The organism is Rhodococcus sp. M8, assembly GCF_015654185.1.
GTDB classification, from domain to species: domain Bacteria; phylum Actinomycetota; class Actinomycetes; order Mycobacteriales; family Mycobacteriaceae; genus Rhodococcus; species Rhodococcus aetherivorans.
Genome location: NZ_CP064065.1, coordinates 5,633,238 through 5,658,339, shown reverse-complemented (window position 1 = coordinate 5,658,339; position 25,102 = coordinate 5,633,238). Strand labels below are relative to the sequence as shown.

27 protein-coding genes are annotated in these 25,102 nt (G+C 72.4%); 12 read left to right on the top strand and 15 right to left on the bottom strand.

Going from position 1 to position 25,102, the window contains the following annotated elements:
* Positions 1-31: 31 nt before the first annotated feature.
* The 3 genes from ISO16_RS25850 to ISO16_RS25840 are packed head-to-tail and all read right to left on the bottom strand — an operon-like array spanning position 32 to position 3,612.
* Positions 32-733: a hypothetical protein gene (locus ISO16_RS25850; protein ID WP_072634726.1), complete on the bottom strand. Its 702-nt coding sequence runs from the start codon at positions 731-733 to the stop codon at positions 32-34.
* Positions 730-3,363 carry a bifunctional FO biosynthesis protein CofGH gene (locus tag ISO16_RS25845; protein WP_029542348.1) on the bottom strand — a complete coding sequence of 878 codons (2,634 nt, stop codon included), beginning with the start codon at positions 3,361-3,363 and terminating at the stop codon, positions 730-732. The genes ISO16_RS25850 and ISO16_RS25845 overlap by 4 nt, the downstream gene beginning before the upstream one ends.
* Positions 3,364-3,423: 60 nt before the next feature.
* On the bottom strand, positions 3,424-3,612 hold the full coding sequence (locus ISO16_RS25840) for a hypothetical protein (RefSeq protein ID WP_006933961.1): 189 nt from the start codon (positions 3,610-3,612) through the stop codon (positions 3,424-3,426).
* Positions 3,613-3,786: 174 nt separating this feature from the next.
* Between ISO16_RS25840 and ISO16_RS25835 the strand changes: the two genes are divergently transcribed.
* From ISO16_RS25835 to ISO16_RS25825, 3 genes are read left to right on the top strand one after another with little or no spacing between them, the layout of a single operon-like run.
* Complete coding sequence (locus tag ISO16_RS25835) at positions 3,787-4,266, top strand: PH domain-containing protein (RefSeq protein WP_044475775.1); 480 nt, start codon at positions 3,787-3,789, stop codon at positions 4,264-4,266.
* Positions 4,263-5,816 (top strand): PH domain-containing protein, encoded by a 1,554-nt coding sequence (locus ISO16_RS25830; RefSeq protein WP_072634725.1) that lies wholly within the window; start codon positions 4,263-4,265, stop codon positions 5,814-5,816. The genes ISO16_RS25835 and ISO16_RS25830 overlap by 4 nt, the downstream gene beginning before the upstream one ends.
* Positions 5,813-6,547, top strand: coding sequence for a uracil-DNA glycosylase (locus tag ISO16_RS25825; RefSeq protein ID WP_006933956.1), 735 nt, complete (start codon positions 5,813-5,815; stop codon positions 6,545-6,547). The genes ISO16_RS25830 and ISO16_RS25825 overlap by 4 nt, the downstream gene beginning before the upstream one ends.
* Here the strand turns inward: ISO16_RS25825 and ISO16_RS25820 are convergent.
* The 5 genes from ISO16_RS25820 to typA all read right to left on the bottom strand — a co-directional run bounded on the left by ISO16_RS25820 (position 6,510) and on the right by typA (position 11,958).
* The gene (locus tag ISO16_RS25820; RefSeq protein ID WP_006933953.1) at positions 6,510-6,947 is read right to left on the bottom strand and encodes a hypothetical protein; all 438 of its coding nucleotides are present in this window, start codon (positions 6,945-6,947) and stop codon (positions 6,510-6,512) included. The genes ISO16_RS25825 and ISO16_RS25820 overlap by 38 nt on opposite strands.
* Positions 6,948-6,999: 52 nt before the next feature.
* Positions 7,000-7,158 carry a hypothetical protein gene (locus ISO16_RS25815; RefSeq protein WP_006933951.1) on the bottom strand — a complete coding sequence of 53 codons (159 nt, stop codon included), beginning with the start codon at positions 7,156-7,158 and terminating at the stop codon, positions 7,000-7,002.
* 50 nt (positions 7,159-7,208) lie between these two features.
* Positions 7,209-8,102: an N-acetyl-1-D-myo-inositol-2-amino-2-deoxy-alpha-D-glucopyranoside deacetylase gene (mshB, locus tag ISO16_RS25810; protein ID WP_083662478.1), complete on the bottom strand. Its 894-nt coding sequence runs from the start codon at positions 8,100-8,102 to the stop codon at positions 7,209-7,211.
* Positions 8,099-10,006, bottom strand: coding sequence for an ABC transporter family substrate-binding protein (locus tag ISO16_RS25805; RefSeq protein WP_072634724.1), 1,908 nt, complete (start codon positions 10,004-10,006; stop codon positions 8,099-8,101). Before ISO16_RS25805 ends, mshB begins: the two co-directional genes overlap by 4 nt.
* Before the next feature lie 65 nt (positions 10,007-10,071).
* Positions 10,072-11,958, bottom strand: coding sequence for a translational GTPase TypA (gene typA, locus ISO16_RS25800; RefSeq protein ID WP_006933946.1), 1,887 nt, complete (start codon positions 11,956-11,958; stop codon positions 10,072-10,074).
* 401 nt (positions 11,959-12,359) lie between these two features.
* Between typA and ISO16_RS25795 the strand changes: the two genes are divergently transcribed.
* Positions 12,360-12,527, top strand: coding sequence for a hypothetical protein (locus ISO16_RS25795; protein WP_006933942.1), 168 nt, complete (start codon positions 12,360-12,362; stop codon positions 12,525-12,527).
* A gap of 12 nt (positions 12,528-12,539) precedes the next feature.
* On the opposite strand, the gene ISO16_RS25790 is transcribed toward ISO16_RS25795, so the two are convergent.
* Positions 12,540-12,944 (bottom strand): (deoxy)nucleoside triphosphate pyrophosphohydrolase, encoded by a 405-nt coding sequence (locus ISO16_RS25790; RefSeq protein WP_029542337.1) that lies wholly within the window; start codon positions 12,942-12,944, stop codon positions 12,540-12,542.
* A 25-nt stretch (positions 12,945-12,969) separates the two neighbouring features.
* Here ISO16_RS25790 and ISO16_RS25785 point away from each other — a divergent pair, with 25 nt between their 5' ends.
* The gene (locus tag ISO16_RS25785) at positions 12,970-13,257 is read left to right on the top strand and encodes a 4a-hydroxytetrahydrobiopterin dehydratase (protein ID WP_029542335.1); all 288 of its coding nucleotides are present in this window, start codon (positions 12,970-12,972) and stop codon (positions 13,255-13,257) included.
* Here the strand turns inward: ISO16_RS25785 and ISO16_RS25780 are convergent.
* A complete protein-coding gene (locus ISO16_RS25780; RefSeq protein WP_072634723.1) occupies positions 13,202-14,449 on the bottom strand; it encodes a mannosyltransferase in 1,248 nt (415 codons plus the stop codon). The genes ISO16_RS25785 and ISO16_RS25780 overlap by 56 nt on opposite strands.
* A gap of 331 nt (positions 14,450-14,780) precedes the next feature.
* Between ISO16_RS25780 and ISO16_RS25775 the strand changes: the two genes are divergently transcribed.
* The 3 genes from ISO16_RS25775 to ISO16_RS25765 all read left to right on the top strand — a co-directional run bounded on the left by ISO16_RS25775 (position 14,781) and on the right by ISO16_RS25765 (position 17,633).
* Positions 14,781-15,635 (top strand): Rv1157c family protein, encoded by an 855-nt coding sequence (locus ISO16_RS25775; RefSeq protein ID WP_006933936.1) that lies wholly within the window; start codon positions 14,781-14,783, stop codon positions 15,633-15,635.
* Positions 15,636-15,735: 100 nt separating this feature from the next.
* Positions 15,736-16,083 carry a hypothetical protein gene (locus tag ISO16_RS25770; protein ID WP_029542331.1) on the top strand — a complete coding sequence of 116 codons (348 nt, stop codon included), beginning with the start codon at positions 15,736-15,738 and terminating at the stop codon, positions 16,081-16,083.
* Between the two features lie 122 nt (positions 16,084-16,205).
* Positions 16,206-17,633 (top strand): MFS transporter, encoded by a 1,428-nt coding sequence (locus ISO16_RS25765; protein WP_072634722.1) that lies wholly within the window; start codon positions 16,206-16,208, stop codon positions 17,631-17,633.
* Here the strand turns inward: ISO16_RS25765 and ISO16_RS25760 are convergent.
* Together ISO16_RS25760 and ISO16_RS25755 are read right to left on the bottom strand one after the other, a co-directional pair.
* Positions 17,620-18,342 carry a DUF1906 domain-containing protein gene (locus ISO16_RS25760; RefSeq protein WP_065922831.1) on the bottom strand — a complete coding sequence of 241 codons (723 nt, stop codon included), beginning with the start codon at positions 18,340-18,342 and terminating at the stop codon, positions 17,620-17,622. The two genes, ISO16_RS25765 and ISO16_RS25760, sit on opposite strands and share 14 nt — an antisense overlap.
* A gap of 112 nt (positions 18,343-18,454) precedes the next feature.
* The gene (locus ISO16_RS25755) at positions 18,455-19,399 is read right to left on the bottom strand and encodes a winged helix-turn-helix domain-containing protein (protein WP_006933925.1); all 945 of its coding nucleotides are present in this window, start codon (positions 19,397-19,399) and stop codon (positions 18,455-18,457) included.
* Between the two features lie 156 nt (positions 19,400-19,555).
* Between ISO16_RS25755 and ISO16_RS25750 the strand changes: the two genes are divergently transcribed.
* A complete protein-coding gene (locus ISO16_RS25750; protein ID WP_065922832.1) occupies positions 19,556-20,122 on the top strand; it encodes a mismatch-specific DNA-glycosylase in 567 nt (188 codons plus the stop codon).
* Positions 20,123-20,134: 12 nt separating this feature from the next.
* Here ISO16_RS25750 and ISO16_RS25745 read toward each other — a convergent pair whose 3' ends face one another.
* Positions 20,135-20,470, bottom strand: coding sequence for a DUF1330 domain-containing protein (locus tag ISO16_RS25745; RefSeq protein WP_006933922.1), 336 nt, complete (start codon positions 20,468-20,470; stop codon positions 20,135-20,137).
* Positions 20,471-20,599: 129 nt separating this feature from the next.
* Here ISO16_RS25745 and ISO16_RS25740 point away from each other — a divergent pair, with 129 nt between their 5' ends.
* Both ISO16_RS25740 and ISO16_RS25735 read left to right on the top strand, forming a co-directional pair.
* Complete coding sequence (locus ISO16_RS25740) at positions 20,600-21,394, top strand: helix-turn-helix domain-containing protein (RefSeq protein ID WP_072634721.1); 795 nt, start codon at positions 20,600-20,602, stop codon at positions 21,392-21,394.
* A gap of 90 nt (positions 21,395-21,484) precedes the next feature.
* The gene (locus ISO16_RS25735; RefSeq protein ID WP_006933918.1) at positions 21,485-21,700 is read left to right on the top strand and encodes a hypothetical protein; all 216 of its coding nucleotides are present in this window, start codon (positions 21,485-21,487) and stop codon (positions 21,698-21,700) included.
* A gap of 10 nt (positions 21,701-21,710) precedes the next feature.
* Here the strand turns inward: ISO16_RS25735 and ISO16_RS25730 are convergent, their stop codons facing one another.
* Together ISO16_RS25730 and ISO16_RS25725 are read right to left on the bottom strand one after the other, a co-directional pair.
* Positions 21,711-22,235 carry a 2'-5' RNA ligase family protein gene (locus tag ISO16_RS25730; protein ID WP_072634720.1) on the bottom strand — a complete coding sequence of 175 codons (525 nt, stop codon included), beginning with the start codon at positions 22,233-22,235 and terminating at the stop codon, positions 21,711-21,713.
* A gap of 35 nt (positions 22,236-22,270) precedes the next feature.
* Positions 22,271-23,026, bottom strand: coding sequence for a CPBP family intramembrane glutamic endopeptidase (locus ISO16_RS25725; RefSeq protein ID WP_044475769.1), 756 nt, complete (start codon positions 23,024-23,026; stop codon positions 22,271-22,273).
* 292 nt (positions 23,027-23,318) lie between these two features.
* Between ISO16_RS25725 and ISO16_RS25720 the strand changes: the two genes are divergently transcribed.
* Positions 23,319-25,016, top strand: a complete 1,698-nt coding sequence (locus tag ISO16_RS25720) for a fumarate hydratase (RefSeq protein WP_029542320.1) — start codon at positions 23,319-23,321, stop codon at positions 25,014-25,016.
* The last annotated feature ends 86 nt before the right edge of the window (positions 25,017-25,102 follow it).

The window sequence follows — 25,102 nt, the reverse complement described above, 5'->3', positions numbered from 1 at the left end:
GGGGACACCCCTCCGAGTTAGGGTGCCCTGACTAGATGGGCCCCGGCTGGGCGCCCAGCCACTGCTGCCCGTCCGCGGCGGCCCGGGACAGGGCGGACCGCTCGCCGACGTATCCGGCCAGTGCCCCCACCAGCGGCAGCACGCCGAGCGCGCGCCACGCGCCCGACGGCTGCGGACGCCGCGCGAATTCCGCGTTCACCGCGCGGACCAGGTCGATCGTCGACCGCACCGGACGCCGCACCCACGACAGCGGCGTCCCGGTTTCGCCCGTGCCGAGGAGGTCGCGGCGGCACAGCACGGCCGCGAGCATCCGCACCTGGCGGTCGCGGTCGTGGATTCCGCGTTCCCGGGCGACGGCGAGCAGCACGATCGCCTGGTTGACGAAGCCGAGCGCGTCCTGCAGCGGCAGCATCCGGCCCACCACCCCGAGCATGCCGGGGAACGCGACGGGCAGCGTCGAGACCGAGCCGAGCCCGCCGACCCACCAGTTCACCCGCTCCTGTTCCGACGCGGCCGCCCACGCCGCCGTGCCCGGCACGCGACCGGCGTCGAGCACGGCCGCGGCCGCGTCGAGCACCTGCTCGACCGGGGTCCGCTCCCGCACCGTGGGCACGAACGTGCGGGCCTTGAGACCGAACGGGTCGAGGTACGCCAGGTCGAACAGCGGCCCGACGCCCGCGGCGGTCGCATCCAGGGCCGCCGCGACGACCCCGTCGCCCAGCCTGGGGCTCACCGGCCGGCCCCGCTGAGGGCGCCCCCGTCGACAGCGAGCGGCGCGTAGGCGGTGCTCCGCTGACGGGCCGGGCGACCGATGCCCTCGGCGATCGCCACGAGTTCTGCCACGGTCTTCTCCGAGCCGTGCTGGGAACCCGCCATCCGGGAGATCGTCTCCTCCATCAGGGTGCCGCCGAGGTCGTTGGCGCCGCCCTGCAGCATCGCCTGCGTGCCGGCGACACCCAGCTTGACCCAGCTGGTCTGGATGTTGTCGATCCGGCCGTGCAGCATGATCCGCGCCAGCGCGTGCGCGGCGCGGTTGTCGCGCAACGTCGGACCGGGCCGCGACGCGCCGGCCAGGTACAGCGGCGACGACTGGTGCACGAACGGCAGCAGCACGAACTCCGTGAAGCCGCCGGTGCGGTCCTGGATCCCACGCAGCACGTTCAGGTGCCCCACCCAGTGGTGCGGCTGGTCGACGTGGCCGTACATCATCGTCGAGCTGGACCGCAGCCCCACCTCGTGTGCGGTGGTGACCACCTCGATCCACTCCGCGGTGGGCAGCTTGCCCTTGGTGAGCACCCAGCGGACCTCGTCGTCGAGGATCTCCGCGGCGGTGCCGGGGATCGTGTCGAGGCCGGCCTCACGCAGCTCGGTCAGCCAGTCGCGGACGGACACGCCGCTGCGGGAGACGCCGTTGGCGATCTCCATCGGGGAGAAGGCGTGCACGTGCATCGACGGCACCCGCTCCTTGACCGCGCGGACCAGGTCGGCGTAGCCGGTGACGGGCAGTTCCGGGTCGATGCCCCCCTGCATGCACACCTCGGTGGCACCGGCGACGTGCGCCTCCCACGCCCGGTCCGCGACCTCGGCTGTGGACAGGGTGAACGCGTCGGCGTCGCCCTTGCGCTGCGCGAACGCGCAGAACCGGCAGCCGGTGTAGCAGATGTTGGTGAAGTTGATGTTCCGGTTGATCACGTACGTGACGTCGTCGCCGACCGTGTCCCGGCGCAGCTGGTCGGCCAGGGCGACGACCGCCTCGAGGCCGGGCCCGTCGGCGTGCGCGAGGGCGACGTACTGGGCGTCGGTACAACCGGCGGGGTCCTTCTCCGCGGCGCGCAGCGCCGAGAGCACGTCCCCGTCCAACCGCACCGGGGCATTCGCGCCGAGTGCGAGGACCTGCTCGCGCACGGTGTCCCAGTCGCCGAACGCGCTGCCGAGGTCGGAGCGGTACTCGGTGTTGCGCCCGGTCACGTCGATCTCGGAGTTCAGATCCACGCGGCCGCTGGACTCCCAATCGAGGTCGGGCTCCTGCCACGGCTGCCCCTGCGGGGTCACGTCCCGGGCCAGACCGGTCGCCGGGTCCGCCAGCGCGCGCACGTGGGCGGCGATCCGCGGGTCGATCCACGGCTGCCCGGCCAGCACGTACTGCGGCTGGGCCGCGATCCGCTCGGTGAGGGTGAACCCGGCGTCGGCGCTGATCCGTGCGAGCGCGTCCAGGTTCGGCCACGGCCGTTCCGGGTTGACGTGGTCCGGGGTCAGCGGTGAGACCCCGCCCCAGTCGTCGACGCCCGCGGCGAGCAGCGCGCGGCACTCGTCGGCGGCGACGAGGTTCGGCGGCGCCTGGATGCGCATGGACGGGCCGAGCACGAGCCGGGCCACGGCGATCGCGGCCCGGAACTCGTCGAGTCCGGCGTCGTCCACGTCGCGCATCGCGGTGTCGTCCTTCGCCCGGAAGTTCTGCACGATCACTTCCTGGATATGTCCGAACGCCTTGTGCTGCTTGCGGATTGCCGCGATGGATTCGGCGCGCTCGGTGAGCGTCTCGCCGATGCCGACGAGGATGCCGGTCGTGAACGGCACCGACAGCCGGCCCGCGTCGGTGAGCACCCGCAGCCGCACCGCCGGGTCCTTGTCGGGGCTGCCGTAGTGGCACTCCCCCTGCTCGGTGAACAACCGGGTCGACGTGGTCTCGAGCATCATGCCCATCGACGGGGCCACCGGCTTGAGACGGGACATCTCGGCCCAGCTCATCACCCCGGGGTTCAGGTGCGGCAGCAGCCCGGTCTCCTCGAGAACCCGGATCGCCATCGCGCGCACGTAGTCGAGGGTCGAGTCGTAGCCCCGCTCGTCGAGCCACTGCCGCGCCTCCGGCCAGCGCTCCTCGGGCCGGTCACCGAGCGTGAAAAGCGCTTCCTTGCAACCCAGTTCGGCTCCACGCCGGGCGATGTCCAGGATCTCGTCGGGCTCGAGATACATCCCCTGCCCGGCGGCGCGCAGCTTGCCCGGCACGGTCACGAACGTGCAGTAGTGGCAGCGGTCCCGGCACAGCCGGGTGATGGGGACGAACACCTTGCGGGAATAGGTGACCGTGCCTGGCCGGCCCGCCGCGAGCAGACCGGCGTCGCGCACCCGGGCGGCCGAGGCACACAGGTCCTCGAGATCCGATCCCCGGGCGGCGAGCAGGATCGCGGCCTCGTCGACGTTGAGCGTCGCCCCGTCCCGCGCGCGCCGCAACGCCCGCCGCATGCCCGACGGCGAAACCCGCACAGGATCCGCCGCGGACGACGCGGGCCCGGCCGCGCCGGCGCGGACCGAGGGCAGGGGCAACATCGCGGGCGTGGCACCGTCGTGGGTCGAATCGGTCATTCGCCGATCATGCGCCACCCGCCGTACCCATGCCACCTCGGGGGCACGTCCCCGGCGAACTCACTCGCGGGGATAGTCCTCGTCTCCCGGGACGACCCGGCTCTGCTCGAGAACGTCCGCGGGCTCCACCTCGAGCGGCACCGAGGTCACCTCGTCGTCGGCCGGTTCGTCCTCGGCCGGCATCTCCTGCTCGATCCGATCGGCCTCGGGCAGTTCCGTGTATTCGGTGGTCTCCGATGATTCGGTCACGGCGGTCCTCCTCCTCGTGTCGACTCCGAACCCGGTCGCGGCATTGCCGGGTTTGCTCGCCCGATCAGCTTAGCCTGGAACCGACTGGACACCACCGACGAGGAGAACCGCGTGAACCGGGACGACCCCCCGCCGCCCCCGGCAGCCGGCAGGGCCGCCCCGCCGCCGGTGACGATGGCCGATCCGGCGTGGCGCCCCAGCCCGAGGGCGCGGCTGCTGTGGGCGGTGAGCGCCGCGCTGCTGTGGGTGCCGGTCGTGGCCGCGCAGGTGGTGTGGGCGATAGTCGACTCCGGCCGGCACCCGGGTTGGCACGTCGCCGCCGGCGTCGCCACCGCGGTTCTCGCCGTCGCGCACGTGGCCGTGATGCCGCTGTGGCGGTACCGGGTGCACCGCTGGGAGATCACCGACACCGCCGTGTACACGCGCTCAGGGTGGCTCACCCAGGAACGCCGGATCGCGCCGATCTCCCGGATCCAGACGGTCGACACGGAGCGCGGCCCGATCGAACGATGGCTCGGCCTCGCCACCGTCACCGTCACCACCGCCTCGTCCGCGGGCGCCGTGGAGATCACCGCTCTCGACGTCGGGGTCGCCGACGCCACCGCCGCCCGGCTCACCGCGATCGCCGGCAGCAGCCAGGCCGATGCCACGTGAGCGACGTACCCGTGCCGCCGGAGCGGGAGGACGCCCCCGCCCTCGCCGCCGAGGCCGAGCAGCCGTGGTTGCGGCTGGATCCGCGGATGCTGCTGATCCACCCCGTCGAGGAGGTACTGCGGCTGCTGCCGGTGCTGGTGGCGTCGGTGCTGCTCGGCAGCAGCAGCGGCAATCACGGCTGGGGCCTGGCGGTGGCCGCGCTGCTGGTGGTGATCGGCATGCTGCGCTGGTTCACCACGACCTACCGGATCGGACCGGTGCACGTGGAGCTGCGCCGGGGCCTGCTGCAGCGCCAGTTGCTGTCGGTGCCGCGCAGCCGCATCCGGTCCGTGGACGTCGAACAGCGCCTGCTGCACCGGCTGCTCGGGCTGGCGGTGGTGCGGATCGGGACCGGCCAGCGGACCGGCGCCGGACGCGACCGCAACCGGTTCGAGCTGAACGGCCTGGCGGTCGGTGCCGTGCCGGCGCTGCGCGCCGCCCTGCTCAGCACGCCCCCGGGAGCGCCGGACGAGGCGGCCGGGGCGGCCGCCCCGGCCGAAACCGCGATCGCCCGGTTCCAGCCGGGCTGGGTGCGCTACGCCCCGTTCTCGACCACGGGGCTGGTCACCGTCGCGGCGGTGGTGGGACTGGCCTTCCAGTACGGGATCGCCGAGCGGCTCGGCGAGTCGGCCACCGTCGAGCGCGGGCTGTCGTCGATCGAGGCCGCCGGCCCGTTCGTCGCCGCCGTGCTCGGCCTGCTCGTCCTGGGCGTGGTGGCGAGCCTGGCGGCGTGCGTGCGGTACGTGCTGCTGTACGCGGACCTGTCGGTCACCGACGACGGGCGGATGCTGCGGGTCGGGCACGGCCTGCTGCGGCACCGGCACACCACCCTGGACCGGCGCCGCCTGCGCGGCGTGAGCCTTCGCGAGCCGCTTGCGCTGCGCCTGGCCGGCGGGGCCCGCCTGGACGCGGTGATGACCGGCGTCGCCGCCGAGCACGGCGAGTCGTCGCTGCTGCTGCCGCCCGCGCCCTCCGCCGAGGCGCGACGGGTCGCGGCAGCGGTACTGCGCGACACGCGGCAGCTCGACGCCCCGCTGCGGCCGCACGGGCCGGCGGCGCGGCGGCGACGGTTCACCCGGGCGCTGAGTCCCGTGGCGCTGGCCGTCGCCGCCGGTGCGACGGCGGTCGCGGTCACCGGCCGCACGGTCCCGGTGGCGGCATGGGGTCCGGCGGTCGCGGCCGTCACGGTGGCGGCGGTGGGGCTGGCGTGGGATCGCTACCGCAGCCTGGGGCATGCCGTGCTGGGGGCGGGGCCGCAGGACGCGACGGCGTGGCTGATCACCCGCGGCGGGTCGCTGGATCGGCGCCGCGTCTCGCTCGAGGCGGACGGCATCATCGGCTGGACGGTGCGGCAGACGTTCTTCCAGCGCCGCGCCGGGGTGGCGACGGTCGTCGCCGCGACCCCGGCCGGTACGGGCCGCTACGCGGTGGTGGACCTCCCCGCGGAGCAGGCGTGGGCGCTGGTCGAGGCGGTCACTCCCGGGGCCGGCGACGGATGGGTGCGCCGATGAACCCGATCGATCGGCCCCCGGACCTGGCCGCGCTCGACGCGCGCCTGATCGAGTGCCGGGCCTGCCCGCGCCTGGTCGCGTGGCGGGAGCAGGTGGGCCGCGAGAAGCGTGCCGCATACCGCGACGAGGAGTACTGGGCGCGTCCCGTGCCCGGGTTCGGACCGGCGGATGCGTCCCTGCTGATCGTGGGCCTGGCCCCGGCCGCGCACGGCGGCAACCGGACCGGCCGGATGTTCACCGGTGACCGCTCGGGCGACTTCCTGTACGCCGCGCTGCACGCGGCGGGCCTGGCGTCGCAGCCCACCGCGACGCACCGCGGCGACGGCCTCGAACTGTTCGGCACCCGCGTCACGTCGCCGGTGCACTGCGCGCCGCCGGCCAACCGGCCGACGCCGCAGGAGCGGGACACGTGCCGCACCTGGCTCGACGCGGAGCTACAGCTGCTGGCGCCGACGTTGCGCTCGGTCGTGGTGCTCGGCGGCTTCGGATGGCGGGCGCTGCTCCCGGTGCTCGACGACGCCGGCTGGGCCGTGCCGCGTCCCCGCCCCGGATTCGGGCACGGCACGGCGGTGGAACTGCGGCCGCGCGGCGACGCTGCGGACCGCAGGCCGCTGCACGTGTTCGGTTGCTATCACGTGAGCCAGCAGAACACGTTCACCGGCCGGCTCACCCCGGCCATGCTCACCGCCGTGCTCACGGACGCGGCGCGGGCTGCCGGACTGCGCTCGTGAGCGCGGCCATGCGGGCGACGAACAGGTGCAACCCGGCGGGGGCGAGCGCACCGACCGGCAGCAGCAGGGTCCGCCAGTCGGCGACGAGGAGCTGATCGCCGCCGGGACCGCCGGCCAGGCACACCACGAAGCCGACGATCCACGCCAGCAGCGGCCACGCCGCGCGCGAGGCGGACCCGGTCTCGGCGCGCATCGCCATCACCAGGAGCATGTTCGCCGCGCCGGCCAGCACGATCGTGATCGGGAACGGCACCGTGCCGATGTACAGGCCGAGGAAGAACACGGACAGCAGCGCGCAGAGGAAGCCGTCGAAGGTCAGCAGCGCGACGATGCCCGGCCGCGGCTTCGGCGCCGGCGGGGCGGGAGCTTCGGTGGCTGTGGTGGCGGGATCGACCGTCATCGTTCGATAGTGCGCCACCGGCGCGGGTGGGTGGTCACCGGGTCCCGGCCGATCACGGCACCGGCGGGTAGCCCATGAGCGTCAGCACGTGGCTGGCCTGGTCCGCGAATCCGTAGAGCGCCTGGTAGTAGGCGGCGTTGATCTGGTCCGCGTAGGGACGCAGCGAATCGACGAATGCGACGATCTGGTTCTGGACGGACCAGTTGTACATCAGGACCCTCTCGTGTGACCACGATCACCTGTCCGGTGCTCGTGGTCACACTAACTCAGCCCGGCGAAGAGGTCACGCTCCCGGCCGGAGCCGTCGACGTCGCCGCGGTCGCCCCGGACGAGCACGTAGTGCTCCTGCTCCAGCACGGGCTGCGCGACGAGGTTGGACAGGGCGAACTGTGCTCCGCCGGGCGCGACGACGACCTGGGTCGCGTGCGCCGCCAGGGCCGCCCGCTTGGCGTCGAGCACGCCGGCGACGTCGACCACGGTGGTGACCTGTTCGTCGGGCACGCACGGCAGGTCGTCGGGGCCGGGACGCTGCCACCCGTCGGGCAGGCCGGTCATCTCCGCGATGCCGCGGCGCAGGGCGCTCGCCTCGGTGACGGTCCAGTACAGCTTCGCCGGATCCCACGGTGCGCCGGCGTGCGGGTAGGCGCCGGTCCCCGCGGCCTCGACCGCTGCGGTCACGACGTGATGCACCTGGATGTGGTCGGGGTGGCCGTAACCGCCCACGGGGTCGTAGGTGACCACCACGTGCGGGCGCAGTTCCCGGATCACCGCGACGAGTGCGGCCACCGCCTCGTCGCGGTCGGCGTTCACCCAGGCCCGCGGGTTCGCGGCCGACGGGGTGCCGGCCATCCCGGAGTCGCGCCAATGCCCGGCGCCGCCGAGGAAGCGGGGCGCGGGCACGCCGAGGGCGGCCAGCGCCCGGCCGAGCTCGTGGATGCGATAGCCACCGAGCTGATCGGCCCGGTCGGCGGTGAGCTGCGCCCATTCGTCGCCGACGACCTCGCCCTCCTCCCCGAGGGTGCACGTCACGACGGTGACCTCGGCGCCCTCGGCGGCGTAGCGGGCGATGGTGCCGCCCGTGGTGATGGATTCGTCGTCGGGATGGGCGTGCACCAGCAACAGGCGTTTCGGCGCGGGGGCGTTCCGATCGGTCACGGTGTGGTCCTCCACCAGTTCTGCGCGTCGGACAGGGAACCGGCAGGGATCGAGCCGGCCAGCGTCACGCCCTCGACGCCGGGTCCCGCGGCGATCACGGTGCGGTCCTGCACGATCGGCAGGGTGACGGCGAGGTCCCACAGCTTCGGCTGCGCCCCGGCCAGGACGGCGGGCACGTCGCCGGCGCCGCGCAGGGCCCCGGCGAGTTCCGGGTCGAGGGTGGGGTCGCACACCCCGGACACATTGCTCGGTGCGGCGAGTTGCGCCTCGGCGGCCTCGATCTCGTCGTCGGGAACCGGCCCGGTGTCACCGTCGGGAACCGGCCCGGCGTCACGGTCCGGAACGGACTCGGCGTCACCGTCCGGAACGGACTCGGCGTCACCGCCGGGGGCGGGCTCCGGCGTCGGGGTGGGCGCGGGAGCCGGCTCGGCGGAGGCGGGACCCTGCTCGGGAAGCACTGGGGGGCAACCGAATCGGGACAGCGCAGCGGTGGCGGGGTCGCCTCCGGCGCGCGTCCAGCCGACCACCGCATGCACGGTTCCCTCGACGAGGGCGTCGCCGTAGAGCTCGTCCGGCGGCAACGTCGTCACGGTGGCGGCGACGCCGGCCCCACGCAGCTGGTCTGCGGCGGTGCGGGCGACGGCGTCGGCCACCGGCGAGTTCTCCGGCACGCCCAGCACGAGGGTGAGCGGCACGCCGCCCTGGGCGAGCAGACCCGTGGTCGCGGTCTCGGGCGCCGGGGTGCCGGTTGCGTCGATCGTCGCCGGGCCGGCCGGTACATACCCGGCCCCGGCGAGGAGCGCGAGGGACTCCTCGCGGCCGGGCCGCGGCGGCATCGTCGGCGAATAGCCGGGATCGGACGGGGCGAGCACCTGCGCGCGGGCCGCGACGACGGCCGATTCCGTGCCGGCCGCGACGGTGGCCAGCAGGTCCGGGTCGAGAAGCCCGAGGACGGCCCGGCGCACGCGCGGATCGGCGAACTCGGTCGTGCGGCCGTTGAGGGTCAGCTCGAGGACGCGGGGCTGCAGCTGGGTGCCGGTGCGCACCTGCGGGATCGCGCCGAGCTGGGCGAGCAGCGCGGATCCCCCACCGTGCATCTGCGCGACCTGCGCGTCGCCGGTGCGAATGGACTCGGCGAGCTGCGCGTCGGTTCCGCCGCGGCGCAACAGGATCCGGTCGGGCCGGGCCGGCGTGCCCCAGAAGCGATCGTTGCGTTCGAGCAGGATCTCGCCGCGGCCGCGGTCGACGGACTTGACATGGAACTGCCCGCCGGACACCGGGATCGATTCGGCGAGGCTCGTGGTGAAACCGCCCGGAGTGTCCTTGACGAGGTGAGCCGGCAGCAGGTGGGTGAACAGTTCCCGCCACGCCGGGTAGGGCTCGCGCAGCGTGACGGTGACGGTCTTGCCGCCGCCGGAGGATCCGACGTCGTCGATGAGGCGGTATCCGGCGGGATCGACCACACCGGGCTGGGTGATCATCTGCTGCCACAGGTACCGGAAGTCCTCGGCGGCGATGGGCGCGCTGTCGGACCACTGCGCCTCGTCGCGCACCTGATAGGTGATGGTGAACGGGGCCTGCGAGGTGACCTCGGCCGATGCGAGGACGGACTCGTCGAGCACCCAGGCGGAGGCGCCGGGCCGCGCGGGGTCGGGCACGGGCCGGAACGCGCTCGGCAGCACCATCCCGGCGACGGTGTTGCCGACGGGCGACTGGTCGGCGAGCAGGTGCGGGTTGAGCCCGGCGCCCACGTCGTCGACGGCCACCACGACGGTGTTGAGCTGGGGAACCGGGGTGGGGGTCCGGGTTGGCTCGGTCTGCTCGATCGGCGGCGGCGGATCGGCGGTGCACGCCGTCAACCCCAGCACCGCGGCGACCGCGGTGATCCCGGCGATCCTGCGCATCCGGCCTCCCTTCCCTCCGGGATGCGGCGGTGGTCCCGGCTGCGCCGGGACCACCACTGCCGCGACTACTTGTTGCGAGCCTTCTCCCGCGAGCGGGCGCGGGCCCGGTCGGTGGCCGACAGGTGCACCTTGCGGACGCGGAGGATCTCCGGGGTGACCTCGACGCACTCGTCGGACGCGCAGAACTCCATGGCCTCCTCGAGGCTCAGGGTGATCGGCTTCGCGAGGGTCTCCATCACGTCGGCCGTGGAGGAGCGCATGTTGGTGAGCTTCTTCTCGCGGGTGACGTTGATGTCGAGGTCCTCGGCGCGCGGGTTGATGCCCACGACATGGCCCTCGTAGGTGTCGCTGCCCGGCTCCACGAAGAAGGTGCCGCGGTCGCCGAGCTGGATCATGGCGAACGGCGTGACCGAGCCCGAGCGGTCGGAGACCAGCGAGCCGGTGTGCCGTGCGCGGATCTCCCCGGCCCACGGGGCGTAGCCGTGGAAAACGGCGTTGGCGATGCCCGTGCCACGGGTCTCGGTGAGGAAGTCGGTGCGGAACCCGATGAGGCCGCGCGACGGGACGATGAACTCCATGCGCACCCATCCGGCGGCGTGGTTGGACATCTGCACCATCTTGCCCTTGCGGGCCGCGAGCAGCTGGGTGATCGCGCCGAGGTGTTCCTCGGGGCTGTCGATGGTGAGTTCCTCGTAGGGCTCGTGCACCTTGCCGTCGACCTGCCGGGTGACCACCTGCGGCTTGCCGACGGTGAGCTCGAAGCCCTCGCGGCGCATCTGCTCGACGAGGATGGCCAGCGCCAGCTCGCCGCGGCCCTGCACCTCCCAGGCGTCGGGGCGGCCGATGTCGAGCACGCGCAGCGACACGTTGCCGACCAGCTCCGAGTCGAGACGGGACTTGACCATGCGCGCGGTCAGCTTGTGGCCCTGCACGCGGCCGACGAGCGGCGACGTGTTGGTGCCGATGACCACCGAGATGGCCGGCTCGTCGACCGTGATGCGCGGCAGGGCGACCGGGTTGTCCACGTCGGCAAGGGTGTCGCCGATCATGATGTCCGGGATACCGGCGACGGCGACGATGTCGCCGGCGACGGCGACGTCACCGGGCCGGCGCTCGACACCGATGGTCTGGAGCAGCTCGGTGATCTTCACGTTCTTCACGCCGTCGGCGTGCATCCACGCGACGGTCTGGCCCTTGCGCAGCTCGCCGTTGTGGATGCGCAGCAGCGCCAGGCGGCCCAGGAACTCGGAGGCGTCGAGGTTCGTGACGTGGGCCTGCAGCGGTGCGGCCGGATCACCCTTGGGGGCGGGGATGTATTTCATGAGGACGTCGAACAGCGCGTCGAGGTTCTCGGCGGAGGGCGCCTGTCCGTTCTCGGGCTGTTCCGTCGACGCCTTGCCCTCGCGCCCGGAGGCGTACAGGACCGGCAGGTCCAGCAACTGCTCGGCGGCCTCGGAGGCCTCGTCGTCGAGGTCGGAGGCGAGGTCGAGCAGCAGGTCGTGGGTCTCCTCGACGACCTCGGCGATGCGGGCGTCGGGGCGGTCGGTCTTGTTGACCACCAGCAGCACCGGCAGCGACGCGGAGAGCGCCTTGCGCAGCACGAAGCGGGTCTGCGGCAGCGGGCCCTCGGACGCGTCGACGAGCAGGACGACGCCGTCGACCATGGACAGGCCGCGCTCGACCTCACCACCGAAGTCGGCGTGACCGGGGGTGTCGATCACGTTGATGACGGTGACGGTGCCGTCGCCGTTGTACCGGTGCACGGCGGTGTTCTTCGCGAGGATGGTGATGCCCTTCTCGCGCTCGAGGTCACCGGAGTCCATGACCCGGTCGACGAGTTCCGCGCGCTCGGCGAAGGCGCCCGACTGGCGCAGCATGGCGTCGACGAGGGTGGTCTTTCCGTGGTCGACGTGCGCGACGATGGCGACGTTGCGGAAACTGGCGGTGCTCACGCGATGGCTCTCCTGGCTGTTGTCCGGCCACACGGCACTGGACCCAGACGGCACCTCGCCCGTACGGCGTTCTTGCGGTGGCCGCGTCGCGAATGCGAGTCACCCGTTCGCGGCCGCGAACGGCCCGCACAGGCACTGCGGCCTCCAATACAGTACAGGCCGGACGTGGTACCTCGCGCCCGCCGACGGCTGATTCACCAGTTCGCGGGCCGGAGCGTGACGTTCGCCACGTCCCGGCGCACTGTTCGGCGAACCCGCCGGCGGCCGCGGGCCGCCGAAACCGGCTCGCCGGGCGCCTCCGCCTTTGTTAGGGCATGCTAACCTTCCAATTGATGTGACCAGGGGCCCAGTGCTGTGGTCCGGGACCCACCGACGAAAGGCCGGCGACACGGATGGGCAAGGTGAAGGCGAGCAGGGTCGCGCAGCTCGAGCCCAAGAAGAAGTGCTGCCGCAAGAAGACCCGCTGTGTGCGCTGCCCCGTGGTGATCATGCGGATGAAGAGGCTCGAGCACGAGGGCCTCGGCGGGAAGGAACTCGCGAAGCGCCTGAAGAAGGCCCGCGCCGCCTGACCGCCCGCCCCGTCAGCGCCCGAGGTGCGCGCGCAGCTCCGGCAGCCACAGCCGGTCGTTCGGCACCAGGTCGATCTGCTCCAGCTCGTCGGCGTCCACCCAGCACAGCGCCGCGTGTTCGAGCGGCCGCGGTTCCCCGGAGAGCAGCTCCACCCGGTAGGCACGCAGCACCCGGCCGCCGTCCAGCGGCACCCCGACCCCGACCCGCTGCGCACCGGCGACCTCCACGCCCAGTTCCTCGCGCAGCTCCCGGCGCAGCGCCGCCTCGGCGGACTCCCCCGGCTCGGCCTTGCCGCCCGGCAGCTCCCACAGCCCCGCGAGCTCCGGCGGCCCGATGCGCTGGGCCAGCAACAGCCGGCCGTCGCGGAAGATCGCCCCGGCCACTACCTCGTCCGCCCGGCCCGTCGTTGCACTCATGTGCGGCATCGTCCCAGAATGGGGCATGGCCGAGTTGCTCTCCGACGCCGACATCGATGCCGCCCTCGCCCAGCTGCCCGAGTGGCGACGGGACGGGAACGCGATCGTGCGGACCGTCGAGTCCTCCTCGTTCCCCGCGGCCGTCGCGCTGGTGGACAGGGTGGCCGAGGCCGCCGAGGCGGCGAACCACCACCCCGACATCGACATCCGCTGGCGGAAGGTGACCTACTCGCTGTCCACCCATTCCGCCGGCGGGATCACCGGGTCGGACGTGGAGCTGGCCCGGAAGATCGACGCGCTGGCCCGCGGCTGACGGGCGGGGCCGCAGCCGGGCGCCCGGTGTAGACGATCCACGCGTACACCGCCAGCACCCCCACCACGTTGCACGCGCCCGCCCAGGCCAGCAGGGCGGGGCGGGAGATGTCCCACATCGAGTCCTGCGCCAGGCCGAGGAGCCACGGCACCCCGACGACGGTCAGCACCGCCCAGAACCCGGCGAGCACACGGGTGCCGGGGCGGCCGGCAAGCGGCCCGTAGACCAGCCACAGCAGCATCGGCAGCACCCACACCCAGTGGTGCATCCAGGAGATCGGCGACACCAGCAGGCCGAACAGTTCGACGACGACGATCGTGCCGAGCCGGTCGTCCGGGCCGAGGGCACGCCAGGCCGCGACGGCGAGCACCGCCGAGGCCGCGACAGCCGCCAGCCACAGCGGCCCGGTGCCCACGTCGTGTCCCACGATGCGGCTCAGCGCTCCGCGCAGCGACTGGTTCCAGACCGACCCCACCGGCCCGATCCGGTCGGCGTCGCCGAACAACGTGGTGAAGTAGGTCCGCGCCTGGTCGCCGAGGACCAGCCAGCTGACGGCGACGGTGGCGGCGAAGGTCGCCGCGGAGAAGAACGCCGCCGCCCAGCGGCGACGCGCCACGAAGTACATGCCGGCGATCGCCGGGGTCAGCTTGATGCCGGCGAGCAATCCGACCAGTCCGCCCGAGAGCCACCAGCGGTTGCTGCGGACCGCGACCATCACGCCGAAGGCCAGGAACACGTTGACCTGTCCGTAGTCGAGGGTCGTGCGGATGGGCTCCGTCCAGATGCCCACCGCCGTCCACACGAGCGCGACCGCCGTCCAGCGCGCGCCGTGCGCCGCGGAACCGAACAGCAACTCGAGGCAGATGCGCAGGAGGCCGAACAGGGCGGCGACGGTCAGCAGCTGCCACGCCACCCCGACCACCGGGAAGGGCAGATAGTGCAGCGGGAAGAAGACCAGTGCCGCGAACGGCGGGTAGGTGAAGGGCAGGGAGAACTCGGGAGTGTCCCGGGTGTAGGTGAAGTCGTACAGTTCGCCGCGCAGCAGCGCCGCGGAACCGTCGACGTACACGTGCAGATCCACGAGATTCATGCCGTTGGGCGTGAGGAAGTTCCACGCCAGCCGGGCCCCGACGGAGACGGCCAGCAGGGCCGCGCACCACCACAGTCGATGCGGGCGAACCGGATCGGACACTGCGGTGCGGCCTCCCGTCGTCACGTCACCCCGGGGGGAAGGGCCGGGGACGGATGCAGACTATCCGTTCCGCGGCGGCGGGCCGAACACGATACTCACATCAGTAACAGTTTCATCTACTCTCACAAAAACCACATCAGTCACACGTAGTCTCGAGCGGACACCACTGATCGGAACACGTTATGGCTAGACTCCCGCCAGTACGGGCGCGGCTGTGAGACCGGCCACGGCTTGTACTGATCGGGGGGCCTACATAAAGTGTCTCCCCGAGCCGTCAGCGGCATCGGCGCCTCGCGCTCCGGAGCCGCTTCAACGACAAGGATGGGGAAAAGTGCTTCGAACCCGAGCAACGCGCAGGATGTTCACCGCCTGCGCCCTCGCCGCCGCCGCGGCGCTCACCGTGCCGTCGCAGGCGGTCGCGCAACCCGTCGTTCCGGGCATCCCCGACGTGCTCCAGCTGCCGGCCGAGTTCGCCGGCTACCAGGTGCCGGCGGATCTGTCGATCGAGTCGCTCATGGGCATGCTCAGCACCCAGGCAGCCGCCCCCGAAGAGGTCGAGGCCCTCGCCTCCCTCGCCCCCGCCATCGTCGGAGCGGCGGCCGGCCCGGCCGACGTCGCGGACGGCAAGAATCAGCTCCTCGACCAAGCGAAGGAACTGCTCGCGAACTCGCAGCTGCCGGACTCGGTCAAGGCCCTGCTCCAGCGCGTGATCACCTTCCTCGACGGCAGCGGCGGCGGCGGACCCGACATTCCGGAGCCGGGCGCCGTGGCGATCTCGCAGTTCCTGTACCCGAGCATCGGCAAGGACTGCATCCGCGACGGCGGCGACTCCATCGGCACCGCGCTCGCCGTGGCCGGCCCCGCGCCGCTCCCGCCGCCGGGCCCGAAGGCCGGCCAGGCCGGGTTCGTGTTCACCGCCCTGGGCACCGCCAAGTTCGCCGACCAGCAGGCGCAGCCGCTGACGGTGAGCTGGATCAACGTCTCCAACGGCCGCAGCGGCACCGCGACGTTGACCAACGAGGCCAGGATCAACCCCGACGGGCCGACGACGCTCAGCGCGATCGCCGACACCGGCTCCGGCAACGTGGCCGCCGTGATCTCCGGCGGCATCACCACGCAAGCCGCGGGCGCGGCCCCGCGTTCGTGCACCTTCCTGCCGACGATCGGGCTCGTCACGGTCGCCTGACCGATCATCCGCACGTTGGCCGAGGCCGCCGGGATCATCCCCCGGCGGCCTCCGTCGTCCGGGCGCTTCCCGAGCCGGGAACCGCGTGGTAGACCGAGTCATGGCCGAAACACCGTCCAGGCTCACCGCTTCCCGGTCCCTGCGCTCGCGCCGTTCACACCGGTCGATCCTGTCCGTCCGCTCCGAGGGCTCGATCCTGTCCATCGGCTCGGCGTACTCGATCCTGTCGATCGGCAGCGTGGGGTCGGTGCTGTCCGTCGGTTCGGTGGGCTCGTTCGGTTCGGCCCTGTCGTCGCTGTCGTTCGCCAGCCTCGGCTCGGCGCTGTCGGGACTGTCCCGCTGGTCGCTGCTGTCGTGGCGCGGTGTCCACGATGCCCCCGACGACCCGCATCCCACGCTCGTCGTCACCGCCGCCGAACCCGACCCCGCCGCGCACTGCCAGAGCTGACCGGCCGGCCCGTGTCCCGATCGGCGGGCGCGCGGCTGCCCTCCCGGTGGGGAACCTGATACATCTCGTAGATCACGTCCATGCCCGCCCGTATCGCGCGGCCCCCGGACCCGAGGAGGCGCATGGCCGTCGAGACCCCCGTTCCGGGCACAGCCGAACGCCCCGCACCCCGTGGTCTCGTCGCGGTGCTCTCCCTGTGCGGGATCGTCGTCGCGTTGATGCAGACCCTCGTCATCCCCCTGCTCCCCCAGCTGCCGCACCTGCTCGGCACGTCCGTGGAGAACGCCTCATGGGCGGTCACCGCCACGCTCCTCGCCGCGGCGGTCCTCACCCCCATCAGCGGCCGGCTGGGCGACATGTTCGGCAAGCGGCGCATGCTGCTGGTCAGCCTCGGTGCGGTCGTGGCCGGCTCCCTCGTCTGCGCCCTCGCCGAGTCGCTGCTCCCGATGATCGCCGGCCGCGCCCTGCAGGGCGCGGCGACCGGCGCGATCCCGCTCGGCATCGCGATCCTGCGCGACGAACTGCCGCCCCGGCGGATCGCCGGGGCGATGGCGACCATCAGCGCCACCCTCGGGGTGGGCGGCGCCGTCGGATTCCCCGTCGCCGCGGCCATCGCCCAGATCGCCGACTGGCACATGTTGTTCGCCGCCGCCGCCGGCTTCGGCCTGCTGGGCATCGCCATGGTGCTGAAGGTGATCCCGGAGTCGCCCCACCGCAACCCCGGCCGGTTCGACGTCGTCGGCGCGATCGGCCTCTCGGTCACGCTGACGCTGTTGCTCCTGCCCGTCACCAAGGGCGGCACCTGGGGCTGGTCGAATCCCCTGACCCTGGGCATGTTCGCCTGCGCCGCCGGCGCGGCGCTCGTGTGGGGATACTACGAACTGCGCACGGCGCGACCCCTGGTGAATCTACGGATCTCCGCGCGGCGCCCGGTGCTGCTGACCAACCTCGCGTCGGTCGCCGTCGGATTCGCGATCTACGGACAGATGCTCGCGTTCCCGCAGTTGCTGATGGCCCCCACCGAGACGGGCTACGGATTCGGGCTGTCCATGGTGATGGCCGGAGTGCTCATCGCGCCGGGCGGGATCGTCATGATGGCGCTGTCCCCCGTCTCCGCGCGGATCACCGGCAGCCACGGGCCACGGGTCACCCTGGCGAGCGGGGTCGTGGTGGTGGGCGCCGGCTACGTGCTGGTCTACGTCGCGTACACCGAGATCTGGCACATCGTCGTGGCGGGGATGATCATCGGGGCGGGCATCGGCCTGGCGTACGCGGCGATGCCGGCCCTCATCATGGGCGCGGTGCCGCTGTCCGAGACCGCCGCCGCGAGCAGTCTCAACACGCTGATGCGTTCGATCGGGACGTCCACGTCCGCGGCGGTGGTGAGCGTGGTGCTCGCGGCGATGACCACGACGGTCGGCACCTACACGGTGCCCGCCCTCGACGGGTTCCGCGCCACCTTCCTGCTGTCGATCGCGGCCTCCGCCGTCGCGCTGGCCCTGACCGCCGCCGTTCCCCGGGCGCGGCCCGGCGGGCTCAACCGGCGGTGAGCGACCACTGCCCGTAGTCGGCGCTGAATACATTGTTGACGTCGATGCCGATGCCGTCGATCGTCCCGCCACCCACCTGGTGCAGGTTCGCCGCGGGATGCACGTAGCCCTCGGCCGTGCCCCAATCATGTTGCCAGTAGAACGATCCCAGGCCGGCGTCGCGGGCCCAGGAGATGGTCGGCCCGTTGGCGTACACGCCGGTGTTCCCGGCGCCGAGCACGTCGTGCCAGCCCTGCAAGTACGGCGCGATCAGGTCGGCGAACTGTTGCTCGGACGGATTGTCGTCGACCGAGGCGTAGATCGGCCGGTCCGCCGGTCCCCCGGCCGCCCGATGCAGCTCGAGGCCGCGCGTCGCGTGCCGGACCCCGGCGTCGTATCCGCCGAGCCAGTCCGCCGTGTCGGCCTTGCCGAACTGATAACACGACACGACCTCGAGGTCGCCGGCGACGAGCGCGGCGGCCTCCGACTCCGTCAGCGGCTTGGCCAGCATCCATTCGGCGCCCGGCCGGCGGTCCGAGACGTACCGGATGGCACCGATGTGCCCGGCGGCACGGATCGACGACGGCGACGGCACGGCCGCCGAGTAGTCGACGATCGTGCCGAGCACCTCCCGGCCGTGCGCCACCCCGGGGGCGGCGACGGCCGACACCCAGGCCGCGCACGAGCCGACGGCCGCGTACCGCAACAGTTCCCGACGTGAGATGGCCATCGAACCTCGCTTGGACGAGCGTGCACGGCGGACAGGGTGTCGAGCTTCCGGTATTGCACCACACTCGCGGGTCCCGCGCGGGCGCATCGGGATTCGGGGCCCGCGCGACGGGCTACCGTCCGCCGAGCTCGGCGAAGAAGGCGGGAACGAGGGCGACGTCCTCGACGGTGCGCACCGTGGTGTGGACCCCGAGACCGTGCTCCTTGAGCAGATCGCACAGGCCGTCGCCGTCGACGAGTTCGATAGGCGGCGCGCCGAGCCGGTGCGCCTCGGCGCGGGCGTCGTCGCCGAACGTCCCGGTGGTGACGAGCAGACCCTTCTCGCCGCGACCGGCCATCGCGGCGCGGAACTCGCGCACGACGTCCGCGCCCGCCCGCTCGGGGCCGCGCAGGAACCGGAAGAACACCGAGAAGCCGAGCAGCGACACCCGCAGCACGCCGGTGCCTTCGACGTCGACGTCGTTGTCGGAGCCGGTGTCGAGGTGACCGCCGTGCGGGGGCACCGAGATGGTGGTGAAGCCGGCGGCGCGGAGCACCGCGACGGCGAGCCGTTCGAAGCCCTCGTCGGGGAGCTCGGCGACGGCGGCGAGCACGGGCTCGCGCCACAGCTCGGGATCCTCGGGGGCGGCCGCGAGGGTCACCACCTGCGCGCGCGACGACGCGTTGCGCACGAGCCGCTTGCGCCGCTTCTCCGCGGTGTATGCCACCTGCAGGGGCTTGATCTCGGATTCCTGCACCGCGCGGCCGCGGTCGGTGACGCTCCACACGCCGCGACGGGTGTTGGCGAGCAGCCCCATGCCCTTGAGGTAGGTGCGCGCCCAGCCGACCCGGTACTCGATCTCGGTGACCGGCCCGTCGCCGTGCAGTACGGACCGCGCGGCCTCGGACAGACCTTCGCGCGCGATGACGGCCTTCTCGAGCTCCTCGATCGAGGCCGAGCCTCCGAGCCCGATCAGCGCCTGCAGGGTGGGCCACAGCAGATCCGTGTACGGCGGTAGCGCCACCTCGCGGCCGGACGAGTCTCCGACGGGGTTACCGATCACGTTCCGGCGCTGCACACCTTCCCCTATCGTTTCGGCCCTGCTCGCCGCGGCTGTCCGGTCCCGCCACGACGCGCATTTCACCCTAGCCGATGGGCGCGGGCGCGATGGCGGCCACACTCCCCGGGCCCGGCACTGCCGGGGCCGGCGGCGCCGCTCGCTACCGTGGGGCGGGTGGGATTCACGCGCGCCGAACTCGAACGCTTCCGTGACGCGGTGGTGCCCGACCTGATCGGGCCGGACTGCCGGCTGCTGTTCGTGGGCATCAACCCGGGCCTGTGGACGGCGGCGACGGGTGCGCACTTCGCGCGGCCCGGCAACCGCTTCTACCCGGCGCTGCTGCGGGCCGGCATCCTGCTCCGGCCCATCGACCCCACCTCGGGGATGAGCGAGGACGACAGGGCCCACCTGATCGAGCGGGGCGTCGGGATCACCAATCTCGCGCCGCGCGCCACGGCCCGCGCGGACGAGCTCACGGCCGAGGAACTGCGGGCCGGGGCGGTGCGGCTGGCCGAGGTGGTGGCGCTGCACCGGCCGCGGGTGGTGGCCGTCGCCGGCATCACCGCGTACCGGTCGGCGTTCGGGCACCGGAAGGCCGTCGCGGGGCTGCAGGCGGAGACGCTCGGCGGGGTGCCGGTGTGGGTGGTGCCGAATCCGAGCGGGCTCAACGCCCACGAGACGGTGGACACCCTCGCCGAGGCGTATGCGGCGCCGGCCCGCGCGGCCGGGATCCTGCGCTGAACCGCGGACGGATCAGCCGCGTCCCACCTTGGCGAGGTAGTCGCTCGCCCGGTATCCCGGCGGCACGCCGTCGACGAGAATCGCCGAACTGTCGGAGTGCTCGGTGCGCAGCGGCAGAATCGCCTGGTAGGCCGGCGACCGGTACCAGGCGCGGGCCTGCTCGAGGTCGGGGAACTCGACGACCACGACGTGGCCGGGCCACGGTCCCTCGTGAACCTCGGGTTCGGCGCCGTGGACGACGAACCTGCCCCCGTACGGCGTGAAGGTGTCGTCGATCTCCTCGAGGTAACGGACGATCTCGGGGCCGAAGTCGACGGAACGCAGATGGGCGATCGCGTAGGCGGTCATGGGGGTCCTCCCGGTCGGTCGGTGGCGGCGGTGTGCCGCACACCGACGAGACTGCCGCGCTCCGGTGCCCGAATCGATTACCCGGCAGGTAATGGCCGCCCTTCCCGCTCCGCGCCTACGGTGACGGGCATGACCACCGTGCACGAGGAACCCGTCGGAGTGCTGCTGCGGCACTGGCGCGAGCGTCGCGGCCTGAGCCAGCTCGCGCTCGCCAACCGGGCGGAGGTCTCGGCGCGGCACGTGAGCTTCCTCGAGACCGGCCGGTCGCGGCCGACCCGCACCATGCTGCTGCGCCTGGCCGATCAGCTCGACATCCCGCTGCGGGAGCGCAACTCGCTGCTGCTCGCGGCCGGCCTGGCCCCCGCGTATCCGGAGCACCGACTCGGGGACGTGCCGATGGCCGCGGTGGCCGACGCGATCGAGCGGATCCTGGCGTCGCACCGGCCGTATCCGGCGCTGGTGGTGGACCGGCACTGGACGATGGTCGACGCCAACGACGCCGTGGTGGGACTGCTCGACGGCTGCGCGCCTCGGCTGCTCGAGCCCCCGGTGAACGTGCTGCGGGTGACGCTGCACCCGGAGGGCATGGCGCCGCGCATCGCCAACCACGGCCAGTGGCGGGCGCACCTGCTGACACGCCTGCGGCACCAGCTCGCCGCGACGGGCGACCCGGTGCTGCGACGGCTGCACGCCGAACTGGCCGCCTACCCGTGCGACGACGACGGCCACGACGCCGAGCTCGACCCGGCCGGCGCCCACGCCCTGGTGGTGCCGCTGCGGCTGCGCACCGACGACGGCGAGCTGTCGCTGTTGAGCACGACGACGCTGTTCGGCACGCCGCTGGACGTCACCGTCGCGGAACTGGCGATCGAGGCGTTCTACCCCGCCGACGAGACCACCCGCCGTCTGCTGGGGAGCCGGTGACCCGGATCGGCGAACCGGTGCCGCGAAGGCCCGCTCGGGAGTAACGTCCGGCCCGAGACCTGTCCCGTCCCGCACCGGAGGGCATCGATCATGAGCAGGAAGAAGTGGTGGGTACTCGAGGGCCCGGAGAGCGGGTTCTCGCTCGAGGAGCGCGCGACGGGAGACCTCGTCCTCGTCAACACGCAGACGTCGGAGGAACACACCCTGCACGGCTACGTGTGGAAGCACGCCCCGCACTTCGGAGTGCAGATCATGGGCGAGGGGCCCCCGCCCTACGGCAAGTGGGTGGAGAACCCCGAGGAGTGAGCGACGTCGGTCACGGGACCCGCCGCAACGGACGGCGCTCCCCCGTCGTGGTGTCGATCAGTGCCGCGCCGGAGACGGCCGTTGCGAGGGGTAGCACGTCGTAGACGGCCGCGGCCACCCGCGGCAGGTCGTCCAGCCGTGCGCGGGGGCTGAGGGTCAGGTGCGGGGTCCATACGCCCGGCCGGTAGTGCTTGTGCAGGTCCGCGCCGGTGGCGGTGACGGTGTCGACCACACGCTGCTGGCGCTGCAGGAGGTCGGCGGTGGGGGCGGGCGCGAGCCAGATCCGCCCGCGCCGGAAGGCGCCCAGGCCGTCGGAGTAGAGGGTCAGCGGCCCGCCGTCGGGCAGCGCCTCGAGCGCGGCCGTCACGTCGTCGACGTCGTAGCTGCGCAGCACCGCGTACGACAGGTGCGGCACGTGCCGGCCGTGGGTATGGGTGAGCAGCGTCGGCACACCGAGATCTTCGAGCCGGGCCCACAGCTGTTGCAGGGCGCGCCGGGCGGCGGCGTCGAAGAGCAGGCAGACCGCGAGTGCCATCAGCGCACGGTACCGCGGTGGCGGTTCGCCGGCGGTCAGTTCAAGGTGGCGTGCCAGACCAGGGCCGCGGCCAGGGCACCGGCGCCGTTGAGCGACCAGTGCAGGGCGATCGGGGCGATCAGGCTCCCGCTGCGGCGGCGCAGCCAGGTGAAGACGAATCCGGCGGCCGCGGTCGCCACGACCGCTCCGGCGATGCCCAGCACCTGTCCCCACAGGCCGCCGCCGAGGACGCCGCTCAGCCCGCGGTTGCCGTTCGTGAGCCCGAGCGACGAGGCGATGTGCCACAGGCCGAACAGCAGCGAGCCGGCGGCGAACACGCCGCGCGCACCCGAGACACGTTCGAGAGTGCCGTGCAGCACCCCGCGGAACGCGAGTTCCTCGGGGATGACCGTCTGCAGCGGGATGACGATCATCGACGCGAGGAGCGCGCCGGAGATCGTGGCGTAGCGGTCGGACAGGAAGAACTGCCGGGTCGGGGGCAGCGCCACGCCGACAGCGATCACGGCCAGCACGATCCCCGCGGCGCCCAGCGCGTAGAGCGAGCCGGAGCGCCAGTGGCGCGGCGAGAGCCCGAGTTCGGACCAGCGCATGCCCCGGCGGCGCATCAGCGCGACGAGCACCACGGCCGCGATGGGCACCGTCGCGATGCTGGCCCACACGGTGGTGAAGTGCGCGATCAGGTTGGTGGCGACGAGGACGACCACCACGACGGCGACGTCGAGCCAGGCGTGGGCGCCGCGAAGCGATCCGCGGTGCGCAAGTGCCGTCGTCGGCACGGTCTCGGTACTCAATGTGTTCTCGAACTCCCGCTCTCGGGTCTGTCGGAAGCGGTGCCCTCCGGGTACCCGATGGTCTCCGAGTACCCGTTCCTGTGCCGTACGAACCATCCATACCAGTGTACGGATCGCGTGCCGCCGGGGCTGTGACCGGCGCCACAGCGACGGCCGAATTCGGTAGTGACGCAGGTCACGACGGGTGCGGGAGCGGATTGCGTCACACGCCCCGGCGTCGGGGCGCCGTGTCGCCCGGACTAGCCTTGTCGCGAACATCAGCCCCGCTGTCCAGGACAGTTCAGGAGAAGAAATGGCCGACTTCCTCTACGAGGACCTGCTGCCGATCGGGGAAGACCCCACCGAGTACCGGCTGCTGACCACCGAGGGGGTGTCCACCGTCGAAGGACCGGGCGGCCGCACCTTCCTGCAGGTCGAGCCCGAGGCGCTGCGCCTGCTCACCGAGACCGCGCTGCACGACATCCAGCACTACCTGCGCGCGGATCACCTGAAGCAGCTCGCAAGCATCCTCGACGACCCGGAGGCGTCGGACAACGACAAGTTCGTCGCGCTCGATCTCCTGAAGAACGCCAACATCGCCGCCGCCGGGGTGCTGCCGATGTGCCAGGACACCGGCACCGCGATCGTCATGGGCAAGCGCGGCCAGCACGTCCTCAGTCCCGGCAACGACGAGGAAGCCATCGCCCGCGGCGTGTACGACGCGTACACCCGGCTCAACCTGCGGTACTCGCAGAACGCTCCCCTCACCATGTGGGAGGAGAAGAACACCGGCTCGAACCTGCCGGCGCAGATCGAGCTCTACGCCGACACGGCGGCCGGCCACGAGAACGCCTACAAGTTCCTGTTCATGGCCAAGGGCGGCGGATCGGCCAACAAGTCGTACCTGTACCAGGAGACGAAGGCGATCCTGAACCCGGACTCGATGATGCGATTCCTCGAGGCCAAGATCCGCTCGCTCGGCACCGCCGCGTGCCCGCCGTACCATCTCGCGATCGTCGTCGGCGGCACCTCCGCCGAGTTCGCCCTCAAGACCGCCAAGTACGCCTCGGCGCACTACCTGGACGAGCTGCCGAACGAGGGCGCGATCACCGGCCGCGGCTTCCGCGATCTCGAGCTCGAGGAGCAGGTGCTCGAGCTGACCCGCAAGATCGGGATCGGCGCGCAGTTCGGCGGCAAGTACTTCTGCCACGACGTGCGTGTCATCCGCCTGCCCCGGCACGGCGCGTCGCTGCCGGTGGCGCTGGCCGTGTCCTGCTCCGCCGACCGGCAGGCGAAGGCGAAGATCACCCCGGAGGGCGTGTTCCTCGAACAGCTCGAGTTCAACCCGGGCCGCTTCCTGCCCGAGATCACCGACGCCCAGCTCGACGCCGAGACCGAGGGCGTGTCGGGCACCGGCAAGGGTGCCGCGGTGAAGATCGACCTGACGAGGCCGATGCCGGAGATCCTCGCCGAACTGTCCAAGCACCCCGTCAAGACCCGGCTGTCCCTCACGGGCCCGCTCGTCGTCGCCCGCGACATCGCGCACGCGAAGATCAAGGAACGCCTCGACGCCGGCGAGGGAATGCCGCAGTACCTGAAGGACCACCCGGTGTACTACGCCGGGCCGGCCAAGACCCCGGACGGCATGGCCTCCGGTTCGTTCGGCCCCACCACGGCCGGCCGGATGGACTCCTACGTCGAGCAGTTCCAGGCCGCGGGCGGCTCGATGGTCATGCTCGCCAAGGGCAACCGCTCGCAGCAGGTCACCGACGCCTGCAAGAACCACGGCGGCTTCTACCTCGGCTCCATCGGCGGGCCGGCCGCGCGCCTCGCACTCGACTGCATCAAGAAGGTCGAGGTTCTCGAATACCCGGAACTGGGTATGGAAGCGGTGTGGAAGATCGAGGTCGAGGACTTCCCGGCGTTCATCGTCGTGGACGACAAGGGCAACGATTTCTTCGCCGGCACCGGCGAGGTCACCCTGACGATCGGCAAGCGCCCCGGCCTGTAGGCGGCTGCGCCCGCCGGTGCGTCCTTTGGGCTGTCCCAGCAGCCCGAAGGACGCACCGGGATGCTGCGGCGCCGGACGAGCCGACG

Coding starts and splice junctions, on each gene's coding strand:
- ISO16_RS25835 (WP_044475775.1), top strand. CDS start 3,787: ATGGCCGATCCGGCGTGGCGCCCCAGCCCGAGGGCGCGGCTGCTGTGG.
- ISO16_RS25825 (WP_006933956.1), top strand. CDS start 5,813: ATGAACCCGATCGATCGGCCCCCGGACCTGGCCGCGCTCGACGCGCGC.
- ISO16_RS25745 (WP_006933922.1), bottom strand. CDS start 20,470: ATGACCGCCTACGCGATCGCCCATCTGCGTTCCGTCGACTTCGGCCCC.
- ISO16_RS25785 (WP_029542335.1), top strand. CDS start 12,970: ATGGCCGAGTTGCTCTCCGACGCCGACATCGATGCCGCCCTCGCCCAG.
- ISO16_RS25770 (WP_029542331.1), top strand. CDS start 15,736: ATGGCCGAAACACCGTCCAGGCTCACCGCTTCCCGGTCCCTGCGCTCG.
- ISO16_RS25845 (WP_029542348.1), bottom strand. CDS start 3,363: ATGACCGATTCGACCCACGACGGTGCCACGCCCGCGATGTTGCCCCTG.
- ISO16_RS25765 (WP_072634722.1), top strand. CDS start 16,206: ATGGCCGTCGAGACCCCCGTTCCGGGCACAGCCGAACGCCCCGCACCC.
- ISO16_RS25735 (WP_006933918.1), top strand. CDS start 21,485: ATGAGCAGGAAGAAGTGGTGGGTACTCGAGGGCCCGGAGAGCGGGTTC.
- ISO16_RS25820 (WP_006933953.1), bottom strand. CDS start 6,947: ATGACGGTCGATCCCGCCACCACAGCCACCGAAGCTCCCGCCCCGCCG.
- ISO16_RS25790 (WP_029542337.1), bottom strand. CDS start 12,944: ATGAGTGCAACGACGGGCCGGGCGGACGAGGTAGTGGCCGGGGCGATC.
- ISO16_RS25805 (WP_072634724.1), bottom strand. CDS start 10,006: ATGCGCAGGATCGCCGGGATCACCGCGGTCGCCGCGGTGCTGGGGTTG.
- ISO16_RS25815 (WP_006933951.1), bottom strand. CDS start 7,158: ATGTACAACTGGTCCGTCCAGAACCAGATCGTCGCATTCGTCGATTCG.
- ISO16_RS25760 (WP_065922831.1), bottom strand. CDS start 18,342: ATGGCCATCTCACGTCGGGAACTGTTGCGGTACGCGGCCGTCGGCTCG.
- ISO16_RS25740 (WP_072634721.1), top strand. CDS start 20,600: ATGACCACCGTGCACGAGGAACCCGTCGGAGTGCTGCTGCGGCACTGG.
- ISO16_RS25730 (WP_072634720.1), bottom strand. CDS start 22,235: ATGGCACTCGCGGTCTGCCTGCTCTTCGACGCCGCCGCCCGGCGCGCC.
- ISO16_RS25720 (WP_029542320.1), top strand. CDS start 23,319: ATGGCCGACTTCCTCTACGAGGACCTGCTGCCGATCGGGGAAGACCCC.